This is a genomic window from Cellulomonas sp. T2.31MG-18 (genome assembly GCF_964266755.1).
In the GTDB taxonomy this organism is placed as follows: Bacteria; Actinomycetota; Actinomycetes; order Actinomycetales; family Cellulomonadaceae; genus Cellulomonas.
The window spans coordinates 445,395-458,119 of record NZ_CAXWGW010000003.1 but is presented as its reverse complement, the minus strand read 5'-3'; the positions used below and the strand labels follow the sequence as shown (position 1 = coordinate 458,119).

The following is a 12,725-nucleotide window of genomic DNA, read 5'->3' as shown; positions in this document are numbered from 1 at the left end:
CCCGGAGCGTCACGGTGTGTCGGGCGACCCGGTTCCGCCGGAGCAGGCCGCCCCCGGCTCGGGGGTCTGCGGACCGTTCGCATACTTGGCCACGAAGGCCGCCAGCCGCGCGTCGTCAGCCGAGGACAGCTGCAGCTGGACGCCCCAGGCCGAGGCGACCACCGGCGCGGGGAGCCCGGCGCGGGGCGTCACGAGGACGTAGGCACTCTTCGCGGCGAAGGCACGCAGGGCGGTGAGCTGGGTGGCAGGAAGACTCGGGTCGCGGGTGATCCACACCGCACCGTGCTCCATGGAATGCACGGCGTTCTCGTCCGCCACGGGCGCGGAGTAGTAGCCGCAGTTCTCGTCCACTGCCGAGTGGTCCCCGCCGGCGGGCGGGTTCTGGGCATACGCCACCGTGCCGGTCACGTGGTTCCGCGAGAGTCCGGTGAAGGTCTGCACTCCCGAGATCGGAGCCTTCGCTGCAGCCTGGACGCTCGCCTGGTGCTTGGCCTGACGGACCAGGACCGTGGCCGTGGTCCCGACCAGGGCAAGGACCACGACCCCGATGACCGTGGCAATCAGGATGGTGCGCCTGCGTTCGGCCCGCCTCTGGGCGGCCTTGACCTCCGCCAGGCGTGCCTGACGCTCGGTCAGCTCAGACTTGCGCTTGCTGCTCATCGATCAGGAAGCCTTTCAGGGAACGTGCCCGCAGTCGAAGAACGGCCGTGGTGACGTGGACTTCAGTTCAGGTCGGACGAGCACTTGGGAGACCGCCGCGGACCAGGATGGCAGACGAGGCGACACGATCGAAGCCGGCTCACGATCCAACAGTGGCACCGTGACTCTCAGCGGGAGCGTGGGGCCGGACGGCAGTGGGAACCTGAGGGGATCTCGCGGTCAGCGGCCCGGCCACCGGACGCCCGGCGCGGTCATCCGTCACAAGCTCCGGTCGACGACGGCCGCAGGCAGCTGGACCTCGATCCGGGTCCCCCTGCCGGGTCCGTCGCTCAGCGCCACGACCCGCCCGCCGTGCGCCTCGACGAGGGCCTTGACGACGGCCAGGCCGATTCCTGAGCCGCCGTCGGTGCGCGACCGCGCGGTGTCGACGCGGTAGAAGCGCTCGAACACGCGCAGAAGGTGCTCGGCCGCGATGCCGGACCCGGTGTCGGTGACCGAGAGCAGCACACCGCCAGGCCGTCGCCGGCCGGCGAGCGTCACCGAACCGCCGTCGGGCGTGTGCCGCAGCGCGTTGTCCACCAGGTTGCCCAGGACCTGTCCCATCCGGTCGTGGTCGACCAGGATGGTCGGCAGGTCCTCTGCGCAGTCCACGAGGAGCTCCACGCCCGCCCTCGCGGCACTGGCCTGGGCCGAGCTGGCGGCGGAGTGAAGCAGGACACAAGGCGCGGTGCGCGTCAGGTCCAGCGACGTGTTCGGGGCTTCGGCGCGGGTGACGGCGGCCAGGTCGTCGGCCAGACGGGTCAGCCGGGCTCCCTGGCCGCGCAGCACCGCGATCGTCTGCGAGCCGAGGTCAACGACACCGTCCTCGAGGCCGTCCAGGTAAGCGCCGAGCGTCGCCACGGGGGTCCGAAGCTCATGGGCGACATCCCCGAGGAGGCGCCGGCGCAGCTCCTCGCTCTCGGCCAGGCGGCCGGCCATCGAGTTGAACGAGGAGGCGAGCGCGTCGAAGTCCGCCCCGAGGCGGGGGTCGGGCACGCGGGCGTCGAACCGACCGGACGCCAGCAGCGCGGCTGCGGTGGACACGGCGTGCAGAGAGCGGCTGACCCGGCGGGCGAGCAGGACGGCGACCGCCAGTGACGTCGCCAGCCCGGCGACCAGGCCTAGTCCGACAGCGAGCGCGCTGGCCGAGCGGAACGCGTCCTCCGCGTGGAACACGGCGGCCGGGTCGGCCACACCGGTCGCTACCAGGTGGCGATGGAACAGAACGGGCCCGGCAAGACCGGCCACGAGCCATGCGGTGACACCCGCCACGGCCACCACCAGGACGAACGCGAGCAGCAGGCGGGCGGCCAAACCGGAACGACCGAACGTCCCTTCGACGCTGGCCAGATCGTTCACGAGCCGGTGCCGATCCGGTAGCCGACGCCGCGGACGGTGCGCACGAAGCGTTGCGCGTCGACGGTGTCCCCGAGCTTCTGACGGACGTGGAGCACGTGCACGTCGACGAGGTGCTCGTCACCGACCCACCGGTCACCCCACACGGCCTCGATCAGCTGCCGGCGGGTGAGCACGGCGGTTGGTCGGCGCGCCAGGGCTGCCAGGACGTCGAACTCGGTACGGGTGAACGTCACCGGTTCGCCGTCCAGGTCGACCTCGCGGGCAGCGAGGTCCATCCGCAACGGTCCGATCACGATCGGAGGTGCGGCCTCGTCGAGCGGACCGGGAGTACCCGTGGCGGCGCGGCGGGGCCGGCGTTGCATCGCGGTGATCCGCGCCATGAGCTCGCGGGGACGGAACGGTTTGGTGACGTAGTCGTCGGCGCCCACGGACAGTCCGATCAGGGTGTCGATCTCGTCCGTGCGCGCGGTCAGCATGACGACGTAGCAGTCGGAGAACGTGCGGACCTGCCGGCACACCTCGACACCGTCCAGGCCGGGCAGACCGAGGTCGAGCACGATCACGTCCGGGTCGACCTGACGCGCGGACTCCACGCCGGACGGTCCGTCGAAGGCGAGATGCACCTCGAACCCGTCACGGCGTAGATATCCGCCGACCAGCTCGGTCAAGGGACGCTCGTCGTCGACGACGAGCGCACGACGAGCAGGCGACGATGGGTTCACCCCGCCATTGTGCTCGGACGCCCTACGGCTCGCTGGCACCGAGCAGCCCCCTGGTCTCGGTCTTCATCGAATCTTGATCGCGCGCTGACGGTACTTGCAGGGCATCGCGACGACTCTGGACGGGCCCGGTCGACCGGTCGGGCGCGCGATGCGCCGTGGCCTTGGCCGGGTGCTCTGCTTGGAGGTTGGGTTGGCCGCCTTGCCCGCACTGCCCGTGGTCGTGGTGACTGCGCCCGCGTGCCACTTCTGCGAAGAGGCCGCCGAGCACCTGGCCGACCTGTCGACCCGTCACCGGCTGGACGTCCGGGAGGTGGAGATCACCTCACCAGAAGGTGGCCTGCTCGTCGCCGAGCATCGGCCGGCGCTGAGCCCTCTGGTCCTGGTGGACGGGCAGTTCTTCAGCGCGGGGCGCTTGCCGCGACGCAAGCTCGACGCCTTGCTGCGCGAGCGCGAGGCGCGAGCGGCGAGCGTCGGGGCGGACGACGATCGAACGGTGGCCGGTCATGGGCGGTGAGCTTCTCACCACAGGCAGCGTCATCGCGGCGTTCTTCGCCGGGGGAGTGGCCCTCTTCGCCCCGTGCTGCATCGTGTTCCTCGCGCCCAGCTACCTTGCCGGTGCGGTCAAGAGTGCGCGGTGGCGATTGCTACCGCTGACCTTCATCTTCGCTGCGGGGCTCGCGCTGGTGATGGTGCCGCTCACGCTGGGTGCGAGCCTGCTGTCCGGAGCGATCGCCCGCTACCACCAGCCTCTGTACTACGCCGGCGGCCTCCTCATGGTCGCCTTGGCGGTGCTTGCGCTGTCGGGGCGGATGTGGTCGCTGCCGTCCGCGCTGCGTGCCCCGGACACCACCCGCGGGGACAGCGCCAGCTTCTTCGCGTTGGGCGTGTTCTCCGGGATCGCGTCCTCCTGCTGCGCCCCCGTGCTGGCCGGCGTGATGACGCTCTCGGTGCTGTCCGGATCTGTCGCCGGCGGGCTGGCCCTGGGCCTGGCGTACGTGTTCGGGATGGTGTTCCCGCTGTTCGTCATGGCCCTGCTGTGGGATCGCGCCCGGCTCGGTGAGCGCCGGTGGTTGCGGACCCGCACCGTGCGGTTCGCGGTGGGCGGCAGGCGGTTCGTCACCACCACGCTCAACATCGGCGTCGCCGTCGCGTTCGCGGTCATGGGCGGCTTCGTCATCGCCCTGGCCACCAGCCAGAGCATGACCGGCGGCACCGCCGCTCAGGACGCGGCCGCCCGCGGCCTGACCAGGGTGTTCCTGACCATCGAGGGCTGGATCGGCCCGGTGCCGGAGGCCGTCCTCGGGCTGGCGCTGCTCGCCGTCGCCGCCGGCTTCGTCTGGTTCACCCTGGCGGACCGGCGTAAGCGACCTGGTCCCCCCAAGGGTGACGAGGCAGCCGTCCCCGACACGGCGGGCCACTCCTGCCACGACGAGTCCGCCGACCCGGGTCACGACGGTCACGCGACCCACTCCGAGAAGAACAGGACCTCCCGATGACCTCAGGATCTGCCGTCAGACGAGACCAGCACCGCCAGGAGGTCGTCGCCGCCGCACTCAAGGCGCGCCTCGCCGCCGAGCGACGCCACCGCATCACCCGCATCACCGCCTGGGTGGTCGGAGTGCTCGTCGTCGCCGGCCTGGTCACGGCCGGGCTGCTGTCCGCCCGGCCCAGCCAGGACGTGGCCACCCGCATGGCGCCCGACTTCACCCTGTCCGCCACGGACGGGACCTCCACGACGCTCTCCGCCCTGCGCGGCAAGCCCGTCCTCTTGTACTTCAGCGAAGGCGCCGGCTGCGACGCGTGCCTCGTCCAGATGCAGAAGATCGAGCAGGACCCCGCCTTCGCCAGCGCCGGCATCACCATCCTGCCGATCGTGATGAACACCGCCGACCAGATCAATCCCGACCGGCAGCGCATCGGGGTCAAGGCAGCGTTCTACCTGGACGACGGCAAGGTCTCCAAGGCCTACAACGTCCTCGGCAAGGGCATGCATGCGGGCCTGCCCGGCCACGGCTTCGTCCTCGTCAACGCGGCCGGCAAGCAGGTGTGGTCTGCCGAGTACCCCTCCATGTACCTGGCGCCGGACCAGCTGCTCAAGGAAGTGAAGTCGCGGCTGTAGCGTTTGCGAGACAGCTCTCAACGTGTCTGACGAGAGCCGCTTTGGGATGGCACGACGCCCCGCACCGTCAGGGCGTCAGACCTCGCGACGGAGCCCGCGGACATCGGCTCGCACCTCCCGCCTGGCACGCTGGTGCTCAGCCGCTTCGCGAAGGTGGCTACCGGGTGTCAGGCCCGCGCCATAGGCAGGCGCAGGGTGAAGGTGGAACCTCTGTCGAGCCCAGGGGATGTCGCGAACAGGCTCCCGCCGTGCGCCTGGGCGATGCCCCGCGCGATCGTCAGGCCGATGCCGCTACCGGAGGCGTTCGGGCCCGTGCCAGTTCGTGGGACACGATAGAACCGCTCGAACACCCGCTCCGCATCGCCTTCGGCCAGTCCGATGCCGGTGTCGCTCACCTCGATCAGCGCGTCTGCCCCGTCGGGGCTGGCCACGACCCGCACGTGGCCTCCGGGCGGCGTGGCGGCCAGCGCGTTGCCCACCAGGTTGGTCACCACCTGGGCGATCCGATCGGCGTCCCCGTCCACCAGCAGCGCCCAGCGTGGCCACTCCGTCTTCAGGTCCAGGCCGGCGTCGTGCAGCTGGGGACGCAGCCGCTCGGCGGCGGCGATCGCGACGGCCGCCACGTCCACCCGGGCGACGTGCAGGCCGAGACGGCCCTCCTCGGCACGGGACAGCGCGCCGAGGTCCTCCGAGAGCCGGCGCAGCCGGCGCAGCTCCCCGGACAGCTCGGCGTAGAGCTCTGGCTCGGGGGTGAACACGCCGTCCTGCAGGCCCTCGACGTAGCCGTCCAGCACGGTCAACGGCGTGCGCATCTCGTGCGCGACCTCCCCGAGCAGCCGCATCCGGCGGGCCTCGGTCTCGGCGAGGCGGGCCGCGAGGGCGTTCACGTCGTTGGCGACGCGGGCGAGCTCGGCCTCGCGGGGGAGGGGGACGGGCTCGTCGTACCGGCCCGCTGCGATGCGGTGCGCGGCGGCGGACAGGTCGTCCAGCGGCCGCAGCAGGCGCCAGGACGACCACGCCCCGGCGATGATCGCGACGGCGAGGGCCACGAGCACGCCGATGGCCAGCCCGCGGTTCGCGGCGCCGACCGCCAGATCGCGGGACATGCCCCCGGGACCGAGCATCTGCCCCATCATCCCGGCCATCCGTGAGTCGTAGAAACGTGGTGTCAGCTCCCGGCTGACCAGGTACGCCGTCACTGCTCCCGTGACCGCCACCAGCGTGTGGCTGATCAGAGCGCGGGTGGACAGGCGGCTCATGACGGCTGCCCGACGAACTTGTAGCCGACCCCGCGCACCGTGCCGATGAACCGGGGCGCGCTCACGTCGTCGGACAGCAACCGCCGCAGGCTGCGGATGTGCACGTCCACCACCCTCTCGTCCCCGTAGAAGTCGTCACCCCACACCCGCTCCAGCAGCTGCCGGCGCGAGAACACCCGCCCGGGCGAGCGAGCCAGCGCGCCGAGCAGGTCGAACTCCAGCGCGGAGGGCGTGACGGGCCGCCCGTCCACCGTGACCTCGCGGGCCGCGAGGTCCACCGTCAGCCGGCTGAAGGCCAGCCGTTCCGGGTCCGGCTCGTCGTCCCGCGCCCGTCGCAGCACGGCCTTCACCCGGGCCACCACCTCCCGCGGGCTGAAGGGCTTGGTCACGTAGTCGTCGGCACCCACGGCCAGCCCCACCAGGGTGTCGGCCTCCTCGGCGCGTGCCGTGACCAGCACCACGCCGATGGCAGACGTGGCGCGGATGCGCCGCAGCACCTCCAGGCCGTCCACGTCGGGCAGCATCACGTCCAGCAGCACCACGTCGGGCCGCTCGCGGCGCAGCTCGGCCAGCGCGTCGGTGCCGGTCGCTGCCTCGACCACGGTGAAGCCGTCGGCCTCGAGGTAGGCCCGCAGCACGCGGCGGATGCCCGCCTCGTCGTCGACCACCAGCACGCGTCTGGCCACGTCAGCCCTCCTCGGTCCCGGCGCGTCGCCCGCATCGACTCCTCGCGGGCGTCGTTCGCTTGCTGCCCTGAGTTGTCTCGTCGGCCGGACTCCAGGACCAACGTTGTGCGGCCGCTCGTGCTTGCACGCGAGCACGTGGCACAACCAGCGAGACCAAGACCAGACTCGACCGCCGCCGTGCACCTGAACCCAGTATCGCGTCCAGTCACCGCCTGTCATTGGCCTTGGGTTGCGGGCCCCGCCGCGCTTGCTGGCGTGCTGACACCCTCGGTCGCCCGGCGGGGACCTTCGGCCCAGGGCAGGGGTTCATCCGGCGCACAGGATGTCCCTTAGGGTCGCCTTGCCTTACTAGCGGTGGAGCTGGAGTTGCTGCCAGACGGAGACGCACGGCTCGCCGCGCGCCCGGCGTTGGCGGCAGACGAGTCTTCGCGGCGCCGCTCGAGGATGCGCACAGTGCGGCTCCTGACGATCGCTGGACCAGGTGTCATGGTGATGCTGGCCGACACCGACGCAGGCAGCGTGATCACAGCCGCTCAGTCTGGAGCGCTGTACGGGTACCAGCTGGTCGCCTCCCAGGTGGTGTTGATCCCCGTGCTGTACCTGGTTCAGGAGATGACCGCCCGGCTCGGACTGGTCACCGGCCGGGGCCATGGCGACCTGATCCGGGCGACGTTCGGCTCGCGCTGGGCACTGCTGTCCGCGGTCACGCTCTTCGCGGCGTGTGTGGGAGCCCTGGTGACCGAGTTCGCCGGGCTGGCCGGGGTCGGTTCCCTCGTGGGTCTGCCTCGCGCGGTGTCGATCGCCGTGCCTACCTTGGCGCTCGTCGCTCTCGTGCTGGCGGGTGGCTATCGGCGAGTCGAGCGCGTCGGCATCGCGATCGGCGCGCTGGAGCTTCTGTTCATCCCGGCGGCGGTGCTGGCTCACCCGCGTGCCGCGGCGGTCGTCGGGGGCCTGGCGCATCCGGTCCAGCTCGACGCCGGATTCCTCGGCCTGCTGGCTGCCAACGTCGGCGCGGTGATCATGCCGTGGATGGTCTTCTACCAGCAAGAAGCAGTCATCGACAAGGACCGCCGGGCGCTCGACGCTCGGACTGGATCACCTCGGGCGCACCTGGGCAACGCGCTGCGGAAAGCTCGCGTGGACACTGCACTCGGCGCGGTGCTGACCCAGGCCGTCATGATCGCGGTCGTCGTCGCGGTTGCTGCAACCATCGGCGCAGCCCATCCGGGTACGAGCCTGAACAGCATCGGCGCTATTGCGGACGCACTTGGCCCGTTCCTCGGCGGCACCACAGCGGCCACCCTGTTCGGGCTCGGCATGCTCGGTGCCGCGACCGTCGCCGCCCTCGTCGTGTCCCTGGCGGGCGCCTGGGGCCTGTCCGAGGTGCTCGGCTGGCGGCACAGCCTCAACGACTCCCCACGGCGGGCCACTGGCTTCTACGCATTGGCTGTCGCCGCCACGCTGACGGGCGCGCTGGTGGCCCTGCTCGCGCCCGACCTGGTCAACCTCTCGGTCGATGTCGAAGTGATGAACGCGGGCCTGCTGCCGATCGTCTTGGGATTCCTGCTGCTGCTTGAACGACGCGCACTGCCACGCGAGCACCGGATGCACGGGCCACGCAGGGCGGTCACCCTTATTCTCACCGGCCTGGTGATCTCGCTCGGCCTCTACACCGTCATCCAGCTCCTCACCGGACACCTCTGACCGGCTGGAGAAGGCGCCCCGCGGTCGGCATCGCGCACGCGGGTCCGGCACGCGCGGGGCGCCCAGGGCCAGGGGTTCGCGAGAACCGCGACCTTCATCGATTCCTCATCATTCCTTCGGCGTCGCTCGGTACGCATGGAACACGGTGTCGGTATGAGCCGATGCCCGTTCCGACGCCCGACGCGATGACCGCGCAGCCACGCGCGGCACGCCCCGCGCAGTCCACGACGTCCGAAGCGGGCGCCGAAGCCCCGGGTGCCTCGTTCTTCCGGCCCGGTGCCGCCCCGCCTACTCCAGCCCGCAAGAGCACCATGAGCGCAGGGGCACCCCCGGTCGGCGCCCCAGATGCCGCCCCCGCAAAGCGATCGGCCACGGCGGCCCCGACCACGGCCGTGGCGCGATGCGACCACCCGCCACGCCTCGCAGGACGCAAGCCGCGGCTGCCCGCCGAGGTGTCCGCGGCCAGCTGTGCACCTCTCGACGGGCTCGACCCCACCGCCCTCGGCGTCACCTACTGGTTCGAAGCCCCGCCCGACGGGGAGCCCCGGGCGCAGTCGGTGTTGCTGAAGGGACGACTCGTCGAACCGGATGAGGGCCAGTCGAAGGCACCGACCGCATTCGAGATCGTGACCACGGTGCACGAGGTCATCCCCGGCTCGGGCTGGCAGTGCGTCACGACTCGGATCCCCGATGTCGCCCCCGGCCGATGGGACGTCACGGCGACACCGCTCGCCGGGTCCCGCCCGGGCTCGGTGCAACGGACCCCCGTGGGGCGCCCCGGACTTGCCCGCGGTCTCGCCTCGGGGCGCACGGGATTCGGGATGCTCGTTGACGCACTAGCCCCGGGGGTCTGGGCCGGCTCGTGGTCCGCGCTCGTCTCTCTCGGGTTCGTCCTCGGTCTGAGCCTGCAGGCGGTCCTTGCGGGAGTGCTCGGTCTGGGGTGGGCGCCCCTGACGGGTGTCACGCTTGTGGCAGGCGCCCTTGGGCTGGTCGGGGCTAAGGGTTATTACCTCCTTACACATCCGGTGGAACGCCGACGGTCGATTCGTGTGCCCGGGATGTCGGTCCAGGGGTTCGTCATCGTCGCCCTTGCGACGTTGGCGGTCGGCGCTCTCCTCCTGAGCGTCCCCGTCGGCGCCGTGCTGGACGCCACCGCACCGGGCCTCTTCCTCGGGATGACCGTCGGGCGACTCGGGTGCCTGTTCGCCGGCTGCTGCGTGGGACGTCCCACCGCCTCCCGGTGGGGGCTGTGGTCCTCGGATCGACACGTCGGTGTGCGTCGGATCCCCGTCCAGCTCATGGAGTCCTCCCTGTGCGCGGCCCTGACCGCACTCTCGGCAATCGCAGTCGGTACGTCACCCGTCGCCGGGTCCGGGCTCGTGCTCGTCGTCGGCTTCGCCGCCTACCTGGTAGGCCGCCAGCTCCTGTTCCCGCTGCGGGCGGTCGGTCGCGTGACGCGGAACGGTCGGATGGTGACGTTGGTCGTGGCCTCGGCGGTACTCGCAACAGGCCTGGTCGTCATGTGGTCAGCGTGAACTCCGTCGCCGGGCCCGACCGAGCACTGCGCTGCCGAGCAGGACGGCACCAGCCAGGTCGACCAGCAGACCCGGCCACGACCCAAGCCGGTCGGCCACGGTCAACGAGGTGCGAAGCGGCAGCTCGTCGATCAGTTGCTCCCCAGTGAACAGCCCCGTCCTCTGGCGCACGGCGCCGTCCGGAGCGATGACGGCGCTGATTCCGACCGTCGAGATCTGAACAACGGCGCGGCCATGCTCAGCGGCGCGGAAGCGTGACATCGCCAGCTGCTGCGCGGACTCCTCGGTCCGGCCGAAGGACGCGTTGTTCGTCGGCACGATGATCGCCTCGCTGCCGGCCAGAACCGAGGACCGGACGAGTTCGTCATAGGCGACTTCGAAGCAGATCACCGTGGTGAGCGGCACGGAACGGCTAAGTCGCGCGATCGGCGCCTTGACCAGTGCCGTCCCACTACCGGCCGCCATGTCCGTGCCTACCCGGTCGACCGTGCGGGTCAGATGACGAAAGAACGACCGATACGGGATGTACTCCCCGAACGGGACGGGGTGCTGCTTGGTGTACGAGGCCAGACTGCCGGCCCCTGGCTCCCACAGGATGTAGTCGTTGAACCTCCGCTGGCCGCCAAACCGTTGGGTTCCGAGCAGGATCGGTGCACCGGCCGCCCGCGCGGCGCCGTCCACGGCGGCGGCGACGACTGCGTCAGACCGTGGATCGACGTCGGCGGCACTTTCGGGCCACAGCACCAGATCCAGCGTCCCGGGCCCTGCCGAATCAAGCAGCGCACCGGTCCCTGCGGCGTGGTTGGCCGTCACCTGCAGCGCGCGGGCGCGGAAGTCGATCTGAGCCGAAGGCACGTTGCCTTGGACAGCCCCGATCCGCAGCGTCCCGACCTCTGGTGCTACCGGCAGTCGGACGAGCTGTGCCCCGGACATGACACCGAGCAGAACGGCCAGCCCGACGGCGGCTTGCCGCCGTGCGCTACCCGTCCCTACGAGCGTCGTCATCAGGGCGCCGCTCATCACGACGACGGCACTGACGAGCGCGGTCCCCCCAACTGGAGCGAGTCGCAGCAGGGGGCCGTCGGTCTGGGAGAACGCCAGCCCACCCCACGGGAATCCCCCAAAAGGCCATCGGCCCCGGAGTCGTTCGATGGTGACCCAGATGACCGTCGCGGCGAGGATCTGCCGGCCCGGTCGATGGTGCAACCATCGTGCCCGGCGCACCCAGACCCAGATACCTCCGAACGCCGATATGAAGGCGGCTTGGCTGGCGGCGAGAGCGATCCAGCCGATGGGTTGGCCGACAGCGGAATCGGCCCACCACACATGCAGCAGGAAGAAGGTCAACCCGAAGGTCGCGCCGGTGAGCAAGCCCGCCGGTATCGAGTCGCGGCGCAGCACGAGCAGCAGGATCGCGATGGCGACCGGTGCGGCCCACCACCACGACAGACCTGGGAAGGCGGTCTCCAGGAGTGCGCCGCCGAGCGCAGCCAGAGCCGTCGATACCCACACCGCGGCAGCCGCGACGTGCCTGTCCGGCCGGTCCGGCGAACTGGCACGGCCGAGCGGGCGTTCAGTGGCACGGGTCAAGGCCCGGGTCACAGGGATCGGAGCGCGCGGAAGGGCACGGCAACAGGATGCCTGCGAATGCGCCAGCAGTTCGTGTCAGTCACGACGCCGGGGCCGGTCGCGCGGGATTGCCCCGCAGGGCGCCCACGGGAAGCGCCGACCAGAGCCAGCCGATGCTTGGGCGGATCGACAGCACTTTCAGTCTCGAGCAGCATGGCCTGCACTTTCGTTGTCGGGCGCCGGCGGCGGGTCCTTCAGGTCATTCAGGCCCTGATCGATCAACGCGGCATCGAGACCCGATGAAGATTTGATGCATTCGCGTCGGACGGGCCGCCGCCCTCTGGCGTTGGGGCGTCGAGCGCTCGCACTCTTGTCCTATGCGGTCCGCCAAGGGCGACGGACGCCAACCGCGAGGAGGACGCCATGTCCACGACGGGAATCCGATCCGACGGACCGAGCCTGGCAGGCAGCCATTGGCCGCGAACCGTTCTTCGTGTCGGTTTTGGCGTGGTCTGGCTCGTTGACGCAGTAATGAAGTGGTTGCCCGGCTTCCGATCCGCCTACATGGACGCGGTCATGGGGGAAGGCGACGGTCAGCCCGGTTGGCTCGAGCCCTGGTTCCGGTTCTGGAGTGCTGTGCAGCACCCACGCGTCACTGCCTTTGAGTATCTGGTGGCGGTCGTCGAGACCCTAATCGCCGTCGCGGTGATCCTGGGCTTTGCCCGCAAGCTCACCTACTCCGCAGCGATCGTCTTCAGCCTGCTGATCTGGGGCGTAGCGGAAGGCTTCGGCGGTCCGTACACGGCCGGTGCGGCCGACGTCGGCACGGCGCTGATCTACGCCATCGTCTTCGTCGCCCTGCTGCTCTTCAGCTACTACGACGGGCCCGCCCCCTGGAGTGTGGACGCTGTGGTCGAACGGAAGTTCAGCTGGTGGTATCGCGTCGCCGAGGTCGGTCGCCGTGCATCGACAGCGAACTCCTTGCCGACGGAGTCTGCGCACGTCTCACACGTTCACCAAACCATCGGAGCGTAGAAGTCCGGTCTCATCACGACGTTAGCGGGGTCCGCGCC

At 70.6% G+C, this 12,725-nt stretch carries 12 protein-coding genes; 6 read left to right on the top strand and 6 right to left on the bottom strand.

Annotated elements, in window-relative coordinates:
• Positions 1–9: 9 nt before the first annotated feature.
• The 3 genes from ACFQTY_RS14290 to ACFQTY_RS14280 form a co-directional block, all read right to left on the bottom strand.
• Positions 10–660, bottom strand: coding sequence for a DUF3105 domain-containing protein (locus tag ACFQTY_RS14290; protein WP_378101576.1), 651 nt, complete (start codon positions 658–660; stop codon positions 10–12).
• 258 nt (positions 661–918) lie between these two features.
• Positions 919–2,058: a sensor histidine kinase gene (locus ACFQTY_RS14285; RefSeq protein ID WP_378101574.1), complete on the bottom strand. Its 1,140-nt coding sequence runs from the start codon at positions 2,056–2,058 to the stop codon at positions 919–921.
• Positions 2,055–2,780, bottom strand: a complete 726-nt coding sequence (locus tag ACFQTY_RS14280) for a response regulator (RefSeq protein WP_378101571.1) — start codon at positions 2,778–2,780, stop codon at positions 2,055–2,057. The genes ACFQTY_RS14285 and ACFQTY_RS14280 overlap by 4 nt, the downstream gene beginning before the upstream one ends.
• A gap of 190 nt (positions 2,781–2,970) precedes the next feature.
• Here ACFQTY_RS14280 and ACFQTY_RS14275 point away from each other — a divergent pair, with 190 nt between their 5' ends.
• From ACFQTY_RS14275 to ACFQTY_RS14265, 3 genes are read left to right on the top strand one after another with little or no spacing between them, the layout of a single operon-like run.
• Positions 2,971–3,294, top strand: coding sequence for a glutaredoxin family protein (locus tag ACFQTY_RS14275; protein ID WP_378101568.1), 324 nt, complete (start codon positions 2,971–2,973; stop codon positions 3,292–3,294).
• Entirely contained in the window at positions 3,284–4,276 is a 993-nt protein-coding gene (locus ACFQTY_RS14270) for a cytochrome c biogenesis CcdA family protein (protein ID WP_378101565.1), read from the top strand. The genes ACFQTY_RS14275 and ACFQTY_RS14270 overlap by 11 nt, the downstream gene beginning before the upstream one ends.
• The gene (locus ACFQTY_RS14265; RefSeq protein WP_378101562.1) at positions 4,273–4,899 is read left to right on the top strand and encodes a peroxiredoxin family protein; all 627 of its coding nucleotides are present in this window, start codon (positions 4,273–4,275) and stop codon (positions 4,897–4,899) included. Before ACFQTY_RS14270 ends, ACFQTY_RS14265 begins: the two co-directional genes overlap by 4 nt.
• A 167-nt stretch (positions 4,900–5,066) precedes the next feature.
• On the opposite strand, the gene ACFQTY_RS14260 is transcribed toward ACFQTY_RS14265, so the two are convergent.
• Positions 5,067–6,158 (bottom strand): sensor histidine kinase, encoded by a 1,092-nt coding sequence (locus ACFQTY_RS14260; RefSeq protein ID WP_378101559.1) that lies wholly within the window; start codon positions 6,156–6,158, stop codon positions 5,067–5,069.
• On the bottom strand, positions 6,155–6,844 hold the full coding sequence (locus tag ACFQTY_RS14255; RefSeq protein WP_378101556.1) for a response regulator: 690 nt from the start codon (positions 6,842–6,844) through the stop codon (positions 6,155–6,157). Before ACFQTY_RS14255 ends, ACFQTY_RS14260 begins: the two co-directional genes overlap by 4 nt.
• A 486-nt stretch (positions 6,845–7,330) precedes the next feature.
• Here ACFQTY_RS14255 and ACFQTY_RS14250 point away from each other — a divergent pair, with 486 nt between their 5' ends.
• Complete coding sequence (locus ACFQTY_RS14250) at positions 7,331–8,548, top strand: NRAMP family divalent metal transporter (RefSeq protein WP_378101553.1); 1,218 nt, start codon at positions 7,331–7,333, stop codon at positions 8,546–8,548.
• 161 nt (positions 8,549–8,709) lie between these two features.
• The gene (locus ACFQTY_RS14245; protein WP_378101550.1) at positions 8,710–10,083 is read left to right on the top strand and encodes a prolipoprotein diacylglyceryl transferase family protein; all 1,374 of its coding nucleotides are present in this window, start codon (positions 8,710–8,712) and stop codon (positions 10,081–10,083) included.
• Here the strand turns inward: ACFQTY_RS14245 and lnt are convergent.
• A complete protein-coding gene (gene lnt / locus ACFQTY_RS14240) occupies positions 10,075–11,685 on the bottom strand; it encodes an apolipoprotein N-acyltransferase (protein ID WP_378101548.1) in 1,611 nt (536 codons plus the stop codon). The two genes, ACFQTY_RS14245 and lnt, sit on opposite strands and share 9 nt — an antisense overlap.
• 390 nt (positions 11,686–12,075) lie before the next feature.
• Here lnt and ACFQTY_RS14235 point away from each other — a divergent pair, with 390 nt between their 5' ends.
• A complete protein-coding gene (locus tag ACFQTY_RS14235; protein ID WP_378101546.1) occupies positions 12,076–12,687 on the top strand; it encodes a DoxX family protein in 612 nt (203 codons plus the stop codon).
• The last annotated feature ends 38 nt before the right edge of the window (positions 12,688–12,725 follow it).